Annotated in this window: 20 protein-coding genes; 15 read left to right on the forward strand and 5 right to left on the reverse strand. The window is 59.0% G+C overall.

Annotated elements, in window-relative coordinates; translation table 11 throughout:
• Positions 1 to 11 precede the first annotated feature (11 nt).
• From GOX66_RS09815 to pheT, 10 genes are all read left to right on the forward strand, one after another.
• Positions 12 to 737, forward strand: a complete 726-nt coding sequence (locus GOX66_RS09815; RefSeq protein WP_170762091.1) for a 16S rRNA (uracil(1498)-N(3))-methyltransferase — start codon at positions 12 to 14, stop codon at positions 735 to 737.
• Entirely contained in the window at positions 734 to 1,582 is an 849-nt protein-coding gene (locus GOX66_RS09820) for a GNAT family N-acetyltransferase (protein WP_336509464.1), read from the forward strand. The genes GOX66_RS09815 and GOX66_RS09820 overlap by 4 nt, the downstream gene beginning before the upstream one ends.
• Positions 1,579 to 2,106 carry a hypothetical protein gene (locus GOX66_RS09825; RefSeq protein ID WP_170762093.1) on the forward strand — a complete coding sequence of 176 codons (528 nt, stop codon included), beginning with the start codon at positions 1,579 to 1,581 and terminating at the stop codon, positions 2,104 to 2,106. Before GOX66_RS09820 ends, GOX66_RS09825 begins: the two co-directional genes overlap by 4 nt.
• Positions 2,107 to 2,171: 65 nt before the next feature.
• Positions 2,172 to 3,542, forward strand: coding sequence for a glutamate--cysteine ligase (locus tag GOX66_RS09830; protein WP_170762095.1), 1,371 nt, complete (start codon positions 2,172 to 2,174; stop codon positions 3,540 to 3,542).
• A 101-nt stretch (positions 3,543 to 3,643) separates the two neighbouring features.
• Positions 3,644 to 4,711, forward strand: a complete 1,068-nt coding sequence (locus GOX66_RS09835; RefSeq protein ID WP_170762097.1) for a Hint domain-containing protein — start codon at positions 3,644 to 3,646, stop codon at positions 4,709 to 4,711.
• Positions 4,712 to 4,784: 73 nt separating this feature from the next.
• A complete protein-coding gene (pheS, locus tag GOX66_RS09840; protein WP_170762099.1) occupies positions 4,785 to 5,858 on the forward strand; it encodes a phenylalanine--tRNA ligase subunit alpha in 1,074 nt (357 codons plus the stop codon).
• 146 nt (positions 5,859 to 6,004) lie between these two features.
• Positions 6,005 to 6,277: a hypothetical protein gene (locus GOX66_RS09845; RefSeq protein WP_170762101.1), complete on the forward strand. Its 273-nt coding sequence runs from the start codon at positions 6,005 to 6,007 to the stop codon at positions 6,275 to 6,277.
• A 244-nt stretch (positions 6,278 to 6,521) separates the two neighbouring features.
• Positions 6,522 to 7,175, forward strand: coding sequence for a CE1 family esterase (locus GOX66_RS09850; protein ID WP_237212558.1), 654 nt, complete (start codon positions 6,522 to 6,524; stop codon positions 7,173 to 7,175).
• A 210-nt stretch (positions 7,176 to 7,385) separates the two neighbouring features.
• Positions 7,386 to 7,793 (forward strand): cupin domain-containing protein, encoded by a 408-nt coding sequence (locus GOX66_RS09855; RefSeq protein WP_170762103.1) that lies wholly within the window; start codon positions 7,386 to 7,388, stop codon positions 7,791 to 7,793.
• An 88-nt stretch (positions 7,794 to 7,881) separates the two neighbouring features.
• The gene (pheT, locus tag GOX66_RS09860) at positions 7,882 to 10,278 is read left to right on the forward strand and encodes a phenylalanine--tRNA ligase subunit beta (RefSeq protein WP_170762105.1); all 2,397 of its coding nucleotides are present in this window, start codon (positions 7,882 to 7,884) and stop codon (positions 10,276 to 10,278) included.
• A 44-nt stretch (positions 10,279 to 10,322) separates the two neighbouring features.
• On the opposite strand, the gene GOX66_RS09865 is transcribed toward pheT, so the two are convergent.
• A complete protein-coding gene (locus GOX66_RS09865) occupies positions 10,323 to 11,207 on the reverse strand; it encodes a LysR family transcriptional regulator (RefSeq protein WP_170762107.1) in 885 nt (294 codons plus the stop codon).
• An 85-nt stretch (positions 11,208 to 11,292) separates the two neighbouring features.
• Here GOX66_RS09865 and GOX66_RS09870 point away from each other — a divergent pair, with 85 nt between their 5' ends.
• Together GOX66_RS09870 and GOX66_RS09875 are read left to right on the forward strand one after the other, a co-directional pair.
• Positions 11,293 to 11,925, forward strand: coding sequence for a class I SAM-dependent methyltransferase (locus GOX66_RS09870; RefSeq protein ID WP_170762109.1), 633 nt, complete (start codon positions 11,293 to 11,295; stop codon positions 11,923 to 11,925).
• 88 nt (positions 11,926 to 12,013) lie between these two features.
• Positions 12,014 to 12,463, forward strand: a complete 450-nt coding sequence (locus GOX66_RS09875) for a YtoQ family protein (protein WP_170762111.1) — start codon at positions 12,014 to 12,016, stop codon at positions 12,461 to 12,463.
• Positions 12,464 to 12,503: 40 nt separating this feature from the next.
• Here the strand turns inward: GOX66_RS09875 and GOX66_RS09880 are convergent, their stop codons facing one another.
• On the reverse strand, positions 12,504 to 13,202 hold the full coding sequence (locus GOX66_RS09880) for a glutathione S-transferase family protein (RefSeq protein ID WP_170762114.1): 699 nt from the start codon (positions 13,200 to 13,202) through the stop codon (positions 12,504 to 12,506).
• Positions 13,203 to 13,411: 209 nt separating this feature from the next.
• On the opposite strand from GOX66_RS09880, the gene GOX66_RS09885 reads away from it, so the two are divergent.
• Positions 13,412 to 14,224, forward strand: a complete 813-nt coding sequence (locus tag GOX66_RS09885) for a mechanosensitive ion channel family protein (protein ID WP_174822711.1) — start codon at positions 13,412 to 13,414, stop codon at positions 14,222 to 14,224.
• A 192-nt stretch (positions 14,225 to 14,416) separates the two neighbouring features.
• Here the strand turns inward: GOX66_RS09885 and ald are convergent, their stop codons facing one another.
• Positions 14,417 to 15,535 carry an alanine dehydrogenase gene (ald, locus tag GOX66_RS09890; RefSeq protein WP_170762118.1) on the reverse strand — a complete coding sequence of 373 codons (1,119 nt, stop codon included), beginning with the start codon at positions 15,533 to 15,535 and terminating at the stop codon, positions 14,417 to 14,419.
• Positions 15,536 to 15,671: 136 nt separating this feature from the next.
• On the opposite strand from ald, the gene GOX66_RS09895 reads away from it, so the two are divergent.
• Positions 15,672 to 16,130 carry an Lrp/AsnC family transcriptional regulator gene (locus tag GOX66_RS09895; protein ID WP_170741927.1) on the forward strand — a complete coding sequence of 153 codons (459 nt, stop codon included), beginning with the start codon at positions 15,672 to 15,674 and terminating at the stop codon, positions 16,128 to 16,130.
• Between the two features lie 3 nt (positions 16,131 to 16,133).
• On the opposite strand, the gene GOX66_RS09900 is transcribed toward GOX66_RS09895, so the two are convergent.
• Positions 16,134 to 16,973 (reverse strand): CPBP family intramembrane glutamic endopeptidase, encoded by an 840-nt coding sequence (locus tag GOX66_RS09900; protein ID WP_170762120.1) that lies wholly within the window; start codon positions 16,971 to 16,973, stop codon positions 16,134 to 16,136.
• Positions 16,974 to 17,266: 293 nt separating this feature from the next.
• On the opposite strand from GOX66_RS09900, the gene ppk2 reads away from it, so the two are divergent.
• Positions 17,267 to 18,184, forward strand: a complete 918-nt coding sequence (gene ppk2 / locus GOX66_RS09905) for a polyphosphate kinase 2 (protein WP_170762123.1) — start codon at positions 17,267 to 17,269, stop codon at positions 18,182 to 18,184.
• Positions 18,185 to 18,238: 54 nt separating this feature from the next.
• Here the strand turns inward: ppk2 and GOX66_RS09910 are convergent, their stop codons facing one another.
• Complete coding sequence (locus GOX66_RS09910) at positions 18,239 to 19,375, reverse strand: CAP domain-containing protein (RefSeq protein ID WP_170762125.1); 1,137 nt, start codon at positions 19,373 to 19,375, stop codon at positions 18,239 to 18,241.
• Positions 19,376 to 19,390 lie beyond the last annotated feature (15 nt).

Here is a 19,390-nt window from a genome sequence, read left to right on the forward strand (position 1 = left end):
TGTAAGGTCTCATGAGTGCGAAGATCAGACTGTATGTAGAGCACCCTCTGGGTCAGGGGCAATCGGTTCCTTTGACGCGCGAGCAGGCGCATTACCTGTTCGGCGTCATGCGTCTGGCCGTTGGCGGGCGGGTTGCCCTGTTCAACGGGCAAGACGGCGAATGGCTGGCCGAGGTGGCCGAGGCGGGCAAGAAGAGCGGCACGCTGGTCTGTGTCGAACAGACCAGACCGCTGCAACTGCCGCCCGATCTGTGGTTCCTGTTCGCGCCGATCAAAAAGGCGCGCACCGATTTCATCGTTGAAAAGGCGGCAGAAATGGGCGCGGCCCGGATCATGCCGGTGCAGACCGAATTCACCAATTCCGAGCGCATCCGTCAGGACCGGTTGCAGGCCCACGCGATCGAGGCCGCCGAACAATGCGGCGGTACATTTGTGCCTGAGGTCCGGGATCTGCAGCGCCTTGATCGCGTTCTGGACGCTTGGCCCGAGGGTCGCCAGTTGATGTTTTGCAACGAGGCCGAGGTCGGATCGGCCCTGCGCCTGGCCGCCAATGAAAAAGACCAGCCTTGGGCAATTCTCATCGGTCCCGAAGGCGGGTTTTCCGAACGCGAACGGGCGCGGCTAATTGGGTTGTCTTACGCCCATGTCGTCAGCCTTGGCCCGCGCATCCTGCGCGCGGACACGGCGGCCGTTGCCGCGCTGACCATGTGGCAACAGGCGCTGGGAGACTGGTCGTGACGTGGCGATTGGCGCAGGAAGCGGATGTGCCAAAGATCGACGACTTTCTGTCGCGTCACATTCAGACATCAATGTTCCCGCTGGCGAACCTGCGCGACTTTGGTTTGCGTGGCGCGGATCCGCGTGCGGTGAATATCTGGCTGTTGGGGGATGGTCCCCGTGCTGTCTTTGCCATCACGAATGAAGGTATGGTCCTGCCGCAATGCCCCGGGTGCTCCGATGAGGAAATCGAGGATGCGATTCGTCTGATCCGGGGCCGCGCACTTTTTGGTCTGGCTGCCGAGGCCAGTCAGGCTCGCCGTATCATGCGGTTGGCAGGATGGGAGGAACGGCCAGCGACCCTGAACAGTGATGAGCCGGGGTTTTCGCTGGACCTGAGCCAGTTGGTAATGCCGGACACTACAGGCGCAGAGTTGATACCCTTGGGTGAATTCGACCGAACCATTGCCGAAGGATGGCGTCAGACCTACCTGATCGAGGCGATGGATTTTGACCGCACACGGGCGCAGAAGCAGGCGACAAAGGACATCGCGGCTTATGCGGAGCGCGATTCCCACCGGGCATTGCTGATCGACGGCCAGCCCGCCGGTATGACCGGTTTCAATGCTCGCCTGTCCGAGGTCGTTCAGGTCGGCGGCGTTTATACCCCGCCTCAACTGAGAGGTCGCGGATATGCCCGGATGGCATTGGCATTGCACTTGCGTGAGGCGCGAAAAAACGGTGCGTCCCGTGCGGTCCTGTTTGCGGCGTCAGAGGCTGCGGCGCGAACCTATATTGCCATCGGATTCAGGCCAGCCGGCCTTTACTCACTGATTCTGTTCACAAACCCCGAGGAAGCGGCATGAGTTTCATCCGACCCGAAGCGAAACTGACCCTGTGGCGCTGGCGTGAAGTACTGGTGGCCGGTGTCGTCCTGCTTGTAGGCCTTAGCTGGATTGGCGGCCCCGGCGGATTGCTGGGCTGGCTGGGCTGGGTTCTTGTCGCCGTATCGGTGGCGCTGGCCGTTATCGGCATACAGCGTGCCCGGTTTCGTACAGGTGTTGGTGGCCCCGGCGTTGTGACAATCGACGAAGGTCAAATCACCTATCTCGGGCCGCTGGATGGCGGCATTGTCGCCACGCGCGAAATCGAGCGGCTGGCACTGGATCCAACCTCGAACCCGGCGCATTGGGTGCTGGATCAACCGGGCCAGCCGACGCTTCACATTCCGGTGAATGCCGAGGGGGCCGAAGCGCTGTTCGACGTGTTCTCGGCCCTTCCGGGGCTGAAAACCGAACAGATGCTTGCGGAACTGAACGGCGGCGCAGCGCATCCCGTGGTGATCTGGGAACGTCAGCCGATGCGGCCTCCGCATGCTCGGCTGCATTGACACCGACGCAGTTTCCGACCACGACTGACCTTCCATACAGACACACCAGGATCGGAGCGCGATTCATGTCCATCCCTCAGTCCGGCGGCGGACCGATCGAACGCCATGAGCAATTGGCCGAATATCTGGAATCGGGCTGCAAGCCCAAGCAGGATTGGCGCATCGGGACCGAGCATGAAAAGTTCGGTTATTGCAAAGACACACTAAAACCGCTGCCGTTCGAGGGCACAAGGTCCATCGTTGCTGTCCTTGAAGGATTGCGTGATCGGCACGGCTGGGCCGAGGTGCGCGAAGCGGGGCACCTGATCGGGCTGGAAAAGGATGGCGCCAATGTCAGTCTGGAACCGGGCGGTGCGCTGGAACTGTCAGGCGCCCCGCTGGAGACCATCCATGAAACCTGCGATGAGGTGAACATTCACCTGCGCGAGGTTAAGGATATTGCCGACGAGATCGGCGTGGGTTTCATCGGTCTTGGCGCGGCCCCGATCTGGACCCATGAAGAAATGCCGCTGATGCCCAAGGGCCGCTATCGGCTGATGAACGACTATATGGAAAAAGTCGGCACCATGGGGCGCGCCATGATGCGCCGGACCTGCACGGTTCAGGTCAATATCGACTTCGGGTCCGAGGCCGACATGGTGCAGAAACTGCGCGTGGCGCTGGCGTTGCAGCCGGTGGCGACGGCGTTGTTCGCCAATTCGCCGTTCTTCGAAGGCAAGGTCAACGGTCAGAAAAGCTGGCGCAGCTATATCTGGCGGCATCTGGACGATGCGCGCACCGGCATGCTGCCCTTCGTGTTCGAAGAGGGCTTTGGCTTTGAACGTTACGTGCAATACGCTTTGGATGTGCCGATGTATTTCGTTTACCGCGACGGAAAATACATTGATGCGCTGGGCATGTCCTTCCGCGACTTCCTGCAGGGCAAACTGCCCGCGCTGCCAGGTGAGACGCCGACGTTGTCCGATTGGGCAGACCATCTGACCACCGCCTTCCCCGAGGCGCGGATCAAGAAATTCATGGAAATGCGCGGTGCCGATGGCGGCCCGTGGCGGCGTCTGTGCGCCTTGCCCGCGTTCTGGGTTGGTCTGACTTACGATCAGGGCGCGCTGGATGCGGCCTGGGATCTGGTCAAGGGCTGGGATACTGAGACGCGTGAGGCGCTGCGGGTTGAGGCGGCCAAAGACGGGCTTCAGGCTCGGGTCGGCGACCTCAACATGCATGATCTGGCGCGTGAGGTGGTTGCGATCTCCGAGGCTGGTCTGAAATCCCGCGCCTTCCCCGGTGCCGGGGGGCTGGTGCCGGATGAGACCCACTTTCTCAATGCGCTCAAGGACAGCATCGAAAGCGGCAATGTTCCGGCGGACGAGTTGCTGGAACACTACAACGGCGACTGGAACGGTGACCTGACCCGGATTTTCCCGGACTACAGCTACTGAGACTTGACCGGGCTTAACGCATCGTTTGCCTTAGCCTGCATCTTGGATTGAATCCCAATCGGGCTAAGGGATAGTAGCAGGCACTTTTTTGGGAATGACCGATGGCCCGTATTAGCGAATTGCACTATTCCAACGCCTATGCGGCGAACTCGGGAGTGAACGAGTTTCTGGAGGTATCGCTGGGTTCCACCGAAGACCCAGCTGATTTCACGGTGTCCTTCTATCAGGCGAATGGTCAGGTGGGGATTGAGATTCCACTGGACCACCCGAACGTTCAGGTCTCGATCGACCCGGACAACAATGAGCAGGTCTTTGTTATCTCGGCAGGTGATTTCCCGATCCTGCTCACTGACCCGGATGGCGGAGGGGCCAATAACTACGAAGCCTACGCGTTGACGAATACCGGTACTGGTGAGGTCATAGATTTCTACGACATCGGCGGTGGTACGCAGAATATCGTGGCGCAGAACGGTCTGGCTGCAGGTCAAACTTCGGTCAACCTGCCAGTTATTGTCGGACCGAACCAAACCACGACGACGCTGCAATTCAACCAGCCCGATCCTGATACGCTTGTCCATGCAACCGTGAATCCGGGGGACAGCGGGGCGGCTTGTTTTACAGCTGGAACGCTGGTGGACACACCTGATGGACCGCGCTGCGTGGAAACCCTTCGTCCCGGTGATCTTGTGAATACCGTTGACGACGGGCCGATCCCGATACGCTGGGTCGGCGGTACCACTGTTGCAGGGCGTGACCGCTTTGCCCCGATCCGGATCAGCGCGGGTGCACTGGGGGCCGAGGTAGATATTCTGGTATCCCCGCAGCACCGACTTCTGATTTCCGGCTGGCAGGCAGAATTGATGTTTGGCGAGGACGAGATTCTGGTTCCCGCCAAATCGCTGGTAAACGGAACAACCGTGACCGAAATGCCCTGCGATATCGTTACCTATGTCCACCTGCTATTCGACCGGCATCAGCTGGTCACAACCTCTGGTCTGGTTTCCGAAAGCTTCTTTCCGGGACAGGAGGCGCTTGCCGGGTTCGCGACCGAAACGGCCGCAGAACTGTTCGCGCTGTTTCCGGACCTGCGTCACTGCCCGCAGGCGTATGGCGCTGCCGCCCGGCCCGTCCGTCAGGACAAAACCGTGGCATTGTTGCGCTCTGCCTGATTGCGAACCTGCCCCCTCTTGCTTTCGCGGACTGCTGTGATAGCAGGTCTGCGACAGAATTCAGGGGACCGTCATGGACGATCTAAAGGCAAAATATCTTGGGCAGATCGCCGATGCGGGCGACGAAAACGCGCTTGAAGCGATCCGTGTCGCCGCCGTTGGCAAAAAGGGCGAAGTGGCGCTGAAAATGCGCGAGCTGGGCAAGATGACGCCCGAGGAGCGTCAGATGGCAGGCCCCGCGCTGAACGCCCTGAAGGACGAAATCAACTCGGCCCTGTCCGCCAAAAAGGCAGCGCTGGCAGATGCCGCGCTGGATGAGCGTCTGCGCACCGAATGGCTGGACGTCACCCTGCCGACACGCGCCCGCCGTCAGGGCTCGATCCACCCGGTCAGCCAAGCGACCGAGGAGCTGACTGCGATCTTTGCCGAACTGGGATTCTCGGTGGCCGAAGGGCCGCGGATCGAGACCGACTGGCACAATTTCGACGCGCTGAACATCCCCGGCCACCACCCCGCGCGGGCCGAGATGGACACGTTCTATATGCACCGCGCCGAGGGCGACAATCGCCCGCCGCATGTGTTGCGAACGCACACGTCTCCGGTGCAGATCCGTTCGATGGAGAAACAGGGCGCACCGATCCGCGTGATCTGCCCGGGCGGCGTCTATCGCGCCGATTATGACCAGACCCACACGCCGATGTTCCATCAGGTCGAAGGGCTGGCCCTCGACAAGGACATCTCGATGGCGAACCTGAAATGGGTTCTGGAAGAGTTCGTGAAAGCGTTCTTTGAGGTCGACGACGTCGAACTGCGCTTCCGCGCCTCGCACTTCCCCTTCACCGAGCCCTCGGCCGAGGTCGATATCCGCTGTTCCTGGGATAACGGTCAGCTGAAGATCGGCGAGGGCGACGACTGGATGGAGATTCTGGGTTCCGGCATGGTCCACCCCAAGGTGATCGCTGCCGGTGGCATCGACCCCGAGGTCTATCAGGGCTTTGCCTTCGGTATCGGCATCGACCGTCTGGCGATGCTGAAATACGGCATCCCCGATCTGCGGGCGTTCTTTGATTCCGACCTGCGCTGGCTGCGCCACTACGGGTTCGCGGCGCTGGACATGCCGAACCTGCATGGTGGTTTGTCTCGGTGAATTGGCTAAGTTCTTTCGGGGCTGTGGTGGCGGCTCTGCTAGGCCTTTTTGTGTACTTTCGACAGAAAGAATTCGATCGGGCTCACCAAATCTTAGCCGAGAGACGCGGGCTGTATCTTGAGTATGCTGATGCTATGGCGCGGCATATGTTTAAGAAAATCGACATTAATTCGTCCCATCACTATGAGCGACGCGACGCGCTAAATGTGATTGGTTCTAAGCTTGTTGTAGTTGCTACCCCAGAGATTTTAGCGAAGCATCGCGAGTTGGTTGCGTTACTTCGCGATAAAGAAGGGCAGAACTTGGATGGAATAGTAGAAGACTATTTTGATCCGCATGCTCAGCAACTTTTCGATGAAGTTCTCCAAAAGATGCGAGAAGACGCTTTGCCTAGGCAGTTTAGGTATATTCGTCGATAAAGCTCACTACTATTAGCGCGGAGCAACGGCCGATAGGCCGCCGCGCTATCGCCAGACCGCCGGCACGGGCTGGCGATTTGTCTCCGCAGGCGCTCCGTTTGAACGATACACGGACTTGGTCAGCATGAATTGCCCACTACAGCCCGAAGACCGCCACCCCGCGATCTGGCGACAGCGCGGCTTGTCACAATCTCCCACGGGGTTGTGACGTGACAGCGGGCGCAGGCTCGCTAGGGTTCGGCAGATGATTTACCGACTGCTCTGCCTCTTTCTGCTGATTGCAACCCAAGCCGCCGCCATGGATACCTGCCACGGCGATACCGCCTGTGACCTCGGCGACCGCTCATACCACGTGCTGGAGCCGGATGGCTGGGACGGCGAAACGCCTCTGCCTGTGCTGCTGCATTTCCACGGCTGGGCGCGGCAGGGGACTGTTGTGGTGAACCACAAACGTATAGCAGGGGCAACGAAACTGCGGGGTGTGCTGCTGGTGGCCCCTAACGGGTTGGGCAAGAGCTGGGATTTCTGGTCGTCGGACACTGGCGACGTTCCCTTCGCCGACCGGGTGTTAGAGGACGTGACCAGACGCTATCCAATCGACCCGGACCGTATCTATGTCTCGGGCTATTCCTTTGGCGGTGCGATGGCGTGGCGCTATGTCTGCCAGTCGGGTAATGACACGGCGGCGCTGCTGGCCATCGCCGGGTCTATCCGCCAGACCGAGGACTGCCCGCAGGCCCCACGCGAGGTGCGCCATGTGCATGGTACGGATGACACGGTGATGGATTTCCCATTTGGTCCGGGTGGGGATACGACTTATCCGGTGGACTTGTGGCGCGAGAAATACCGCTGCAATGGTGCCACCCGCGCGGCGATTGGAGCGTTGAGCCATTCCTGACACTCACTCGGGTGGAATGGACCGATTGCGCACAGGGGCAGGTGGTGCTGGACACGCATCCGGGCGGGCATTTTATCCCCCATGGCTGGATCGGGCGGCAGTTGGATGAACTGCTAGGCCGCGCCCCAAGTTATCCCTGAACCGTTTGACATCTCCGTGCGGCCCCCCTCCTGTTAGGCGCAACGATCTGACACCGGAGTCTCTGTACCCATGAAGCTGCTTTTGCCCTTCGCCCTGATCCTTGCGGCCGCGCCCGCTTTGGCCCGCGACACCTATCCGCCGGTCGATGTGCTGTTGCAGACCGGAACCTCGGTCATTGGTGAGGCGCTGGAATATCCGGACGGCACCCCGCAGATCACCATGGCCGTCGTCACCATGCAGCCGGGTCAGAAAACCGGCCTGCACCGCCATGATGCACCGCTGGCGGCCTATATCCTCGAAGGTGAGATTACCGTCGATTACGGCGATGCGGGCAGTCGGGTCTACAAGGAAGGTGACGCGCTGGTCGAGGCCTTTCGCTCACCCCATGCAGGCGAGAATACCGGTGACGGGATCGCGCGGATTCTGGCGGTGTTTGCCGGATCGGACAGCGTTTCCAACACAGTGAGCCAGGAGTAGAGGTGGCCGCCCTACGCGCCCTCTTTCCCCTCTGCGCATTATCCGGTAAACGCGGTCTGACCCGAGATTTACTGGCGGAAACCGACCGATGAAATTCACTCTTTCCTGGCTGAAAGACCACCTCGACTCTGACGCTTCGGTGGACGAGATTGCCGACGCGCTGACTGATCTGGGCCTTGAGGTCGAAGAGATCGTGAACCCGGCGGACCGGCTGGCGGATTTTACGCTGGGCTATGTCAAACACGCCGAGAAACACCCCGACGCCGACAAGCTGCGCGTCTGCAAGGTGGACACTGATGAGGGTGAGCTGCAGATCATCTGTGGTGCCCCCAACGCACGCGAAGGCATCACCGTCGTGGTCTGCAAACCGGGCATGTATATCCCCGGTCTGGACCTGACGATCAGCGTCGGCAAGATCCGCGGTGTTGAAAGCTTTGGTATGATGGCCTCGGAACGTGAGCTGGAGCTGTCGGAAGAACATGACGGCATTATCGAGCTGCCCTCGGGCGAGGTCGGCGACAAGTTCGTCGACTGGCTGGCGGAGAATGACCCGTCCAAGGTCGACCCGGTGATCGAGATCGCGATCACCCCGAACCGTCCCGATGCACTGGGCGTGGCCGGGATTGCTCGCGATCTGGCGGCACGTGGGGTCGGCACGCTGAAGGAACGCGACTACGTGCCGGTGCCGGGTGATTTCGACAGCCCGATCAAGGTGACGATCGATGAGGATACGCTGGACGGCGCGCCGCATTTCACCGGGCGTTTGATCAAAGGCGTCAGGAATGGCCCCAGCCCACAGTGGCTGCAGGATCAGCTAAAGGCCATCGGCCTGCGTCCGATCTCGGCGCTGGTGGATATCACCAACTACATGACCTTCGACCAAAACCGCCCGCTGCACGTGTTCGATGCCGACAAGGTGCAGGGCGATCTGCGGGTGCATCGCGCCAAAGGTGGCGAAACGCTGGTGGCGCTGGACGAGAAAGAATACACCCTGCAGCCCGGCATGATGGTAATCTCGGACGACAAGGGTCCCGAGTCCATCGCAGGTATCATGGGTGGTGCGGAAACCGGCTGTACCGAGGAAACCGTGAACGTGTTCCTTGAAAGCGCGTTCTGGGATCACGTGCAGATCGCTCTGACCGGCCGTGCACTGAAGATCAATTCCGATGCGCGCTATCGGTTCGAACGTGGCGTCGATCCGGAATACACGCTGGAAGGTCTGGAGCAGGCGACCCAGATGGTTCTGGATATCTGTGGTGGCGAGGTTTCCAAAGTGGTCGAGGCGGGCAAAGCGCCGAACCATGCGCGGGCCTACAAGCTGGACGCCGAGCGTGTGCAATCTCTGGTCGGCATGAATATTCCCGAAAGCGAACAACGCCAGACCCTGACCCGACTGGGTTTCCGTCTGGAAGGCGAAATGGCCCATGTCCCCAGCTGGCGCCCCGATGTCATGGGCGAGGCCGATCTGGTGGAAGAGGTGGCGCGGATTGCATCCCTGACCAAATTGAAGGGCAAGCCTCTGCCGCGTGTCACCGATGGCATTCCCAAGCCGGTGATGACGCCGACCCAACGCCGTCAGTCGATGGCGCGGCGCACCTGCGCGGCGCTGGGTTACAACGAATGCGTCAGCTACACGTTCATCGATCAGACCTCGGCGGCGCTGTTCGGCGGTGGGGACGAAGCGACTCAGCTGGAAAATCCGATCTCGTCCGAGATGAGCCATATGCGCCCCGATCTGCTGCCCGGCCTTTTGCAGGCCGCCGCCCGCAATCAGGCGCGTGGTTATGCGGATGTCGCCCTGTTCGAAGTTGGCCCGGTGTTCCACGACGGGGAACCTGGCGATCAGAAAACCCAGATCACTGGCCTGCTGGTCGGACGCAATGGTCCCAAGGACGTGCATGGTGCCTCGCGCCCGGTCGATGTGTTTGATGCCAAGGCGGATGCCGAGGCCGTTCTGGCGGCCATCGGTGCCCCTGCCAAGGTACAGATTCTGCGCGATGGCGATGCCTGGTGGCATCCGGGTCGTCACGGCAAGATCTGCCTGGGGCCGAAAAAGGTGCTGGGCGTGTTTGGCGAACTGCACCCGCGCGTGCTGCAGGCTATGGACATTAAAGGCCCGGCAATGGCCTTTACGATCTGGCCGGACGAGGTGCCGCTGCCCCGGAAATCTGGCGCGACCCGCGCCGCGTTGGAGCTGCGCGACCTGCAGGCGGTCGAGCGCGACTTTGCCTTTGTCGTCGACGAGGGTGTCGAGGCGCTGACGCTGGTGAATGCCGCGGCCGGTGCCGACAAGGCGCTGATCGAGGATGTCCGCGTATTTGACGAATTCATCGGTGGAAGTCTGGGTGAGGGCAAGAAGTCCTTGGCCATCACCGTGCGCCTGCAACCGACGGATGCGACTTTGAAGGAAAAAGATATCGAAGCGGTGGCCGAGAAGATCATCGCCAAGGTCTCGAAAGCGACCGGCGGCGTTCTGCGCGGTTAAGGTTTTCGTCAATGGTTTAGGAAACGCGCCATCGGGCGCGTTTTTCATTTGGACAGGTACTCAGCCAGCAGATCAAAGACCAACCGGATGCGGCGGCTGGTGTGTAATTCGCGATGAGTGGTCAGCCAGATCGGGAATGTGATGGCCTCCATTCCGGGCAGCACGCGTTCCATGCCGGATGTCGCATCGCCGACCACCTGAGACATTGGCGCGATGCCAAAGCCCTGTTTGGCATATTCCCAGGCCACGATCCCGTTCTGGGAGCCCAGCCGGAAGTTCTCGCTGGTTAGGTGAATGCCAAGCGGCTTCAGATAGGCGATCATCTGGTTGGTGTTGCCAAAGCTGATGAACTCATGCTGCGACAGGTCGTTCTTGGATTTGGGGCGTCCGGCCCGGTTGAGATAACCAGTGGTGGCATAAAAATGCCCCGACGCTTCTTGCACCAGTCTGGCGATCAGTTCAGGTTGATCCGGGCGGACATGGCGGATCGCGATATCCGCCTCGCGCCGCATCAGGTCCCGAATGTCGTTTGAGGCGATCACATCGATCCTCAGACGCGGGGCCTGCACCCGGACCTCGCGCAACAGGTCGGGCAGGATATAGGCTGACATCACGTCGCTGGCGGTAATGCGGACCGTCCCCTCAATCGATTGCACTTGCCCGCTCGCGGCAAACGCGATGCGGTTGGCGGCCTCGCCCATCGTGCGGGTGTGGTCCAGCAGTTCCATTCCGGCTTGCGTGATTTCCAGCGTCCGACCGACACGTTCGAACAGCATTACGCCCAGATCACCTTCTAGCGCGGCGATCTGGCGGCTGAGGGTTGGTTGCGTCTGCCCCAACTGCCGGGCGGCAGCCGAAAACGATCCGGTCTCTGCCGTCGCCAGAAAGGCTCGGATATGGTTCCAGTCGAAATCGTTTAGATCATTCATACAAATATGTATAAGAGCTCTACAAATTTCGACAATTAATATTCGATCTGCGTATGGGTTAATTTGCCCGCAAAGGAGACCCCCTATGACCACCGCTGCGAAATTCTGGGACGGAGTGGCAGAGAAATATGCCCGATCCCCCATCAAGGACATGGCCTCGTACGAACATACGCTCGAGCGGACGGCCTCTTACCTGAAGACATCCGATGATGTGCTGGAACTGGGTTGCGGCACCGGCATGACCGCTTTGTGGCTATCAGGATATGCGGACACGATTACGGCCAGCGATGTTTCCCCCGGCATGCTGGCTGTAGGCCGTAAACTTGCGTTAGAGCAAAAGATCGAAAACGTCGCTTTTGTCGAAGCAGATGCAAGCCAGCCCCCAAACTGGTCCTATGACGTCGCGCTGGCGTTCAATCTGCTGCATCTGGTAGAGGACTTGGAGGAGACTCTGGCGCAGGTGCATTCGGTGCTGAAACCGGGTGGGTTTTTCATTTCCAAGACGTTCTGCCCCCCTTCAAGGGGCGCGACTTTGCGCTTTCGGGCCATTCGGCTGGCGCTGCCGATCATGCAGTTGTTTGGCAAAGCACCATTCGTACGGTTTATGTCCGAGGACGAACTGGATGCTGCGGTTGAACGGGCCGGGTTCGAAATTGTTGAGCGTGACAGCTTCCCCACGCGCAATGCACGGCGATTCCTGGTCGCGCGCAAGGTTTAAAAAACGCGAAGCTGTTTTCCGCGTATTCCGCATTGGGCTGACCTCAATTACACCTTAAGTAGGCACTGAAACCAATGCGGAGTTAGCCATGGGCCTGAACGTTTACCTGTCCGGAGAAATTCACACCGACTGGCGCGAGCAAATCATTGACGGCGCGCAAGGGTTGGACATCACGTTCAACAGCCCCGTCACCGATCATGACGCCAGCGACGATTGTGGTGTGGCCATCCTGGGCGAAGAGCCGAATAAGTACTGGCACGACCACAAGGGCGCGATGGTCAACGCGATCCGCACGCGCAAGGGTATCGCGGATGCGGATGTGGTCGTCGTCCGGTTCGGCGAGAAATACAAACAATGGAACGCGGCTTTTGATGCCGGATACGCGGCAGCACTGGGCAAGTCGCTGATCGTGTTGCATGGGCCCGATCATCAGCATGCTCTGAAAGAGGTCGATGCCGCCGCGCTGGCAGTGGCCGAGCACCCCTCTCAGGTGGCTGAGGTGCTGCGCTACGTTCTGACCGGGAAATTGCCTGGATAAATCACTGGGGTGAGGCAAATTGGGCCTCACCCCGAGTGTTTTACTCCTTGGACGGGATAAGCAGCCCACGCTGAACGGCAGGCCGGTCAAGGAACCGGTCGACATAGGGCTGGAGGTTCGCAAACCCATCCCAGCCTACAATTTCTTTGACGTCGTAATAGTCTAACCCGCGCAGCCAGGGGACAATGGCGATATCGGCGATCGAGTAGTCTCCGGCGATCCAGTCCTGACCTTCAAGCTGCTGGTTCAGCACGTTCAGCAGCCGTTTGGCTTCGTTGATGTAACGTTCGCGGGGGCGGGGGTCTTCGATCTCGCTGCCCGCGAATTTGTGGAAAAAGCCCAACTGTCCGAACATCGGGCCAACACCACCCATCTGGAACATCACCCATTGGGTGATCCGGTGCTTGTCGGCCTTGGTCTGGCCCAGAAACCTGCCGCTTTTTTCCGCCAGATACAGCAGGATCGCACCGCTTTCGAACAGGCTCAGCGGTTCCCCGTCCGGGCCGTCGGGGTCGATGATCGCCGGAATCTTGTTGTTTGGGTTCAGCGACAGAAATTCGGGACTTTTGACATCCGAATCCGACAAAGTGACCAGATGGGGCTCGTACGGCAGGCCGGATTCTTCCAGCATGATCGAGGCTTTGACACCGTTTTGAGTCGGATAGGAATAGAGTTGGATCTTTTCCGGGTGTTTCGCCGGCCAGCGGGCCGTAATCGGGTGGGATGCGGTGTCCAGCATGAGACGCTCCTTATTGGGCTGCCGGTCAAAGGTAAGTACTGTCATGCCGCTCCGCCAGTCCTGATGATGTGCATTCCTTGTCAGGGGCTGTGTATCTGGGAACAACGGGGAAAACCCGCGAATCTCGCACCTAGACCGCAGGTCGGTTTTCACTCACAATCTCGCGAATCCCGCGCCATTGGCGCGGGTTTGTCGTGAATCGAAAGGAGATGTGCGTGGACGAGGTTGTAACGCAGGTGGGTGCCTTCGCCCCGCTGATCATGAGCGCGGTCAAGGCGCTGATCGTATTGGTTCTGGGGTGGATCGTGGCCGGGGCAATCGGCGGTATGGTCCGTCGCAGGATCAATGCAACGCCGCATATTGACCAGACGCTTGGGAATTTTGTCGCCAGTCTGGTCAAATGGGTAATCCTGGCAATGGTGCTGGTTGCCGTGTTGGGCATATTCGGGATTCAGGCAACGAGCATTGTCGCCATTCTGGGTGCTGCCTCTCTGGCCATCGGTCTGGCGCTGCAGGGTACGCTCAGCGATCTGGCGGCCGGTGTGATGCTGGTCGTCTTCCGCCCCTACAAGCTGGGCCAGTATGTGGATATCGGTGGAACCGCGGGAACGGTGAAGGACCTGAACCTTTTCACCACTGAGTTGGTAACGCCGGACAACGTGCAGATCATTGTGCCGAACGGGCAGTCCTGGGGATCCATTATTACGAATTACTCGGCCCACGACACAAGGCGTGTCGATCTGGTGTTCGGCATTGATTACGGTGACAGCGCAGATGAGGCGATGCAGATCATTCTGGACGTCGCCAATGCGGATGAGCGTATTCACAGCGACCCGGAGCCCTGGGTTCGCGTGACAAATCTGGGCGACAGCTCGGTCGATCTGACCGCACGCCTATGGTGTAATGCTGCGGACTACTGGGATCTGAAGTTTGAAATCACCAAAGCAGTGAAAGAGGCGTTCGACGCGAAAGGCGTTTCGATTCCATATCCTCATTCGGTGGAGATTCAAAAGCAGAGCTGAATTCTCCCGCCCGTCGATCGGGCATTGAAATGCCCTCCTCCGGTTGGGCCCGGCGCCGCGCTGTTTGCGCGGCGCTGTTGCATTTGTGGGAACGTTGGGACGAAGCGCTACCGCGTCGCGCCAAAGGTGCGGGCGCTGGGCCCAACGCTGGAAAGCGCCCTCGTCAGAGGGCGTTTTCAGGGGCGGGAGCCGTCAGGACTTGATCACAACGTTAGGCGAAACCACGTCGATCCCCAGGGCTTTGCCAACCGCGTAGTAGGTCAACTGCCCGGCATGTACGTTCAGTCCGGCCATCAGGTGTGGATCGTCCGAACACGCCTGTCTCCAGCCTTTGTCTGCCAGCGCCAGCATGAACGGCATTGTCGCGTTCCCCAAAGCGATAGTCGAGGTGCGTGCGACAGCGCCCGGCATGTTGGCGACGCAGTAGTGCATGATGCCGTCCACCTCGTAAATCGGCTCGGCATGGGTCGTTGCCTTGGACGTTTCAAAGCACCCGCCCTGGTCGATGGCCACGTCGACCAGAACCGCACCCGGCTTCATGGTGGACAGTTGCGCGCGCGTTACCAGTTTGGGGGCCGCCGCGCCGGGGATCAGTACCGCGCCGATCACCATGTCTGCGGTCTGGATCAACTCGGCAGTCGCACCAGCGGTTGAATACTGGTTCTTGAAAGTGCCACCGAACACATCATCCAGATAGCGCAGGCGGGGCAGCGACCGGTCCAGAACGGTCACGTCCGCGCCCATTCCAGCGGCGATCTTCGCGGCATGTGTCCCCACAACACCACCACCGATGACCACAACCTTCGCGGGGCCGACGCCGGGTACGCCGCCCATCAGAACGCCGCGGCCACCATTGGCCTTTTGCAGTGTCCACGATCCGACCTGGGGTGCCAGACGACCCGCAACCTCGGACATGGGTGCCAGCAGCGGCAGCCCGCCGCTTGCGTCCGTAACAGTTTCATAGGCGATGGCCGTGCAGCCCGATTCCAGCAGATCGTGGGTCTGGTCTGGATCGGGTGCCAGGTGCAGATAGGTAAACAGCAACTGACCTTCGCGCAGCATCTTGCGCTCGATGGCCTGGGGTTCCTTGACCTTTACGATCATGTCCGCGGTGGCAAATACTTCTTCTGCTGTGTCCACGATGCGGGCACCAGCAGCGACGTAATCGTCATTCTCGAATCCGGCTCCAATTCCGGCATTGGTTTCGATGATGACCTCGTGACCGCGTGCGACGGCCTCCTGCGCGGCGTTCGGTGTCATGCCGACGCGGAATTCCTGAGGTTTGATTTCCTTGGGGCATCCGATTTTCATTTGGGCTCTCCATTCATAAACTGCCTAAATTATGGGCATTCCAAGGCGCAATTTCTGTGAAACTCTGCCCGCGATTGGACTTTTTTTCGGGACAATCTTCGATATAGTTGGAAAAACTTGCAATGGATTTGCGCACATGAGCCTCGATACGACGGATAGAAAGATTTTGGCCGCCCTGCAGCGCAACGGAAGGATGTCCAACGCGGAACTGTCCGAACAGGTGAATCTGTCGCCCTCGGCCTGTCACCGACGCGTGCAGCGGCTTGAGGCTGAAGGGTACATCCGAAACTATGTGGCACTGTTGGATGCACGCAAGATGAACGTGCCAACGACCGTGTTTGTCGAGATTACCTTACAGGGGCAGGCCGAAGAGGTTCTGGATGCTTTTGAGAAGGCAGTGGCGCGTATTCCGGATGTGCTGGAATGCCACCTGATGGCGGGAACAGCCGATTACATCCTGAAGGTCGTGGCCGAAAACACTGAGGATTTCGCCCGCATCCACCGCCAATACCTGTCTCGGTTGCCGGGCGTGGCGCAGATGCAAAGCTCGTTTGCGTTGCGTACGGTGTTCAAGACGACGGCTTTGCCAGTGTAGCTTTCAGGCAGGGCCGGGGTAGGTGAACAAGGCCAGATGCAGGGCGTTAAACCCGAAATGCATCAGAACCGACACCCACAGCCGCCCGGTTGCGTAATATCCCAGACCACATGCCGCCCCGAGGATGGAGGCGAACACGACCAGCGCCGGGCCGCCTGCAAAATGGGCTAGTCCGAACAATACACTGGCTGCAGTTACTCCAAGGAGAACTCCGAGTTTGGACACAATGGCCGACTGTAAATACCCGCGAAAAAAGGCTTCTTCGGTCAGGCAGGTCAGGAACAGGTTCGACAACGCGAAGATCAGCCACCAAGCAGGCATATTGATTTCCGGGCGAATGGCGCCTGTCACGACTCCCAGCAAGAACAACACTGGCAGTGTCACGAGCCCGATTGCCAGTGGCGCTTTCCTGGTTGGGACAACACTATGAAGCATACCGGGCCACACCAAAAGAACCGCGAACAATACCATCGGTTTGTCCAGGTTCAGATACATAGTAAAAGCGGAACTGTCTGGTCCGGACTGCACCCGGTCCAGAATCAATAGATTGTGAAACCCCGGAACCAGGTGCGAAGCCAGCGCCACGCACCACAGGATGAGTGCGACGTGCCCAGCGACAAATGCAGACCCGGACAGCCGATGCAGCGAAGCGGCACCGAGAAGACCCAAACCCGCGATCCCAACAGCCAGCGGCGTAACCAGACCAAGCGTCAGCGTTGTAGCACCAAACACCATGAGAAAGGTCAGACTCAGAACCTGTCTGTCAGAGACCGCACAGATCTGAGCGGCGATCAAAATGAACCAGGGCCAGATGACTGGCAGAAGGGAAAGGAAATGCGCCATAGTCATCTCATGGATTGGACATGGCTATAGATGTCTCCAGAATGTGCCCGTTGGCAAGGAAACAAGTAGCGGGTTAGCGCCAACCTGTTGGCAATGCGGCAATTCTGAGGCTTGTATCCCCTGGCTGACAGGTCCAAATATGAAGCAAGACCGAACTATTCACTGCATCGCCTTGACCTTGCCGCCGCAAGCACATGCGCCGTGGAGTGAGATGTCATCAATTATTCCGGTGACATCAGGCGGTTACACGCGCCTTGTACGGTCCGAACCCGGTAGACGATAAGGAAAAGACCTTGGCTTACGAAAACGACGACGCCCCCAAAGACTGGCTGGAAGCCGAGTTGGAAGACACGCTGGACGAAGATTTCGAGATCGAGTTCAGCGAGCCCATGCTCTCGATGGAAGTCCGCAAGATCTACAGGGATCAGCATCCCGACATGCTGGACCGCAAGGTCTATTTCCGCAATCTGCTGCGCCTGCAGGCCGAGCTGATCAAGGTTCAGGATTGGGTGCAGCACACCGGGGCTAAGGTCTGCATCCTTTTCGAAGGCCGCGACAGTGCCGGCAAAGGAGGGGTGATCAAAAGGATCACTCAGCGTCTGAATCCGCGTGTTGCCCGTGTGGTCGCCCTGCCTGCGCCCAGCCGACGGGAGCAGAGCCAGTGGTATTTCCAGCGCTACGTCCCACATCTGCCTGCGGCTGGTGAAATCGTTCTGTTCGACCGGTCGTGGTACAACCGCGCCGGGGTTGAAAGGGTGATGGGATTTGCCTCGGAAGATCAGGTGGGCCAGTTCTTTCAGGACGTTCCCGAATTCGAACGCATGCTGGTGCGGTCCGGGATCATCTTGCTGAAATACTGGTTTTCGATCACCGATGAGGAACAGCAGCTGCGATTCCTGATGCGTATTCACGACCCGATGAAACAGTGGAAACTGTCCCCGATGGATCTGGAGTCGCGCATCCGCTGGGAAGCCTACACCAAGGCCAAGGAGGATATGCTTTTTCGTACCAACATCCCCGAAGCGCCCTGGTACATTGTCGAAGGCAACGACAAAAAACGCGAACGCCTGAATTGCATCGAGCATCTGCTGACCAAGATTCCCTATACCGATGTGCCACAGGAAAAGGTCGAACTTCCGGATCGCAGGTATAATCCGGAATATGAGCGCCGCGTGCTTCCGGATGAGTTGCACGTTCCGAAAATCTACTGAACAGATGAAAAACGCCCCCGAATTCGGGGGCGTTTGTTTTGTAAAGCCTTGGCCTCAGAACAGGAAATGACCGCTGTCCAGATCTGCCAACAGGGTGTTTTCGAGAATCAGAGAATTTCCTAGCCCGTCGTTAATCACGACATTGCTGCCGGATTGTGTCATGTGATTGTTGGCCAGATCATTAAAGTCATTGATCGTACTTACGTTTCGCAGAACGATCTGATCGATGTCCTCAAAATCTTTCACGCGGTCAGTTCCGCTGGTAAAGACAAAGCTGTCTGCACCGGAACCTCCGGTCAGGTTGTCGTTTCCGGTGCCACCGGCCAACTTGTCCCCTCCAGCTCCGCCAAACAGGCTGTCTGCATGGTCGCCGCCTTTCAGGATATCTTGTCCTTCCCCGCCGAACATGGTGTCTTTGTCGCGTCCACCCTTCAGGATGTCATTGCCATATCCAGCGTACAGCGCATCATTACCGTAGCCACCCTTCAGTACGTCGTGACCGTTTTTTCCGTACAACTCGTCATCGTCGGCGCGACCGAATAAGGTGTCATTTCCGCTTTGGCCGACCAGTCGGTCATCGCCTCCGCGCCCATCCAGAACTCCTGCCTGATCAGATCTGAGCGTGAACCAGTTGTCACCGTTATCGCCGGTTGTACCGGCCGCCACGATTACCTCAACCGGTGTTGACGGAGTTGGCGGTGTGGGAGACGGACCGGGATTGCCGGTACCACCTGTGTCCAGTTGAACCGGCGCCGAGGTCTTTGCAAAGTTCTGCGTTACCATAACGGCATTCCAGCCGTTGAAGTTCCCGGTTTCGATTCCGATTCCGATGTATTCGAAGTCCGGGTTCAGGATGTTGGCCCGGTGGCCGGGACTGTTCATCAGGCTCTGGTGCAATTGCGCGACATCATCACTCGCACCAGCAGCTCCGCGCTCGGATTGCCAGGCGATGTTTTCACCCGATCGCCAGTTGCCTGAGAAGTCGAACCCCGCAGCTTTCATTCGCTGCGTCGCGCTGGAACCACCCGAACCGGTGTGACTGAAATTGTTACTCTGCAGCATCCAGTCGCTGTGATCTTCGGCCGAGTCATTCAAGCGTTTTTCAAGTTTCAGGGGGTTCAATCCCCGGCTCGTGCGTTCTGCATTGATCAAAGCAAGCATCTCTCGTTCAAGATTACTGGCCGTGGACATGATTCTGCCTCCAAT

Origin of the sequence: Ruegeria lacuscaerulensis, assembly GCF_013031245.1 — a bacterium.
GTDB lineage: Bacteria > Pseudomonadota > Alphaproteobacteria > Rhodobacterales > Rhodobacteraceae > Ruegeria > Ruegeria lacuscaerulensis_C.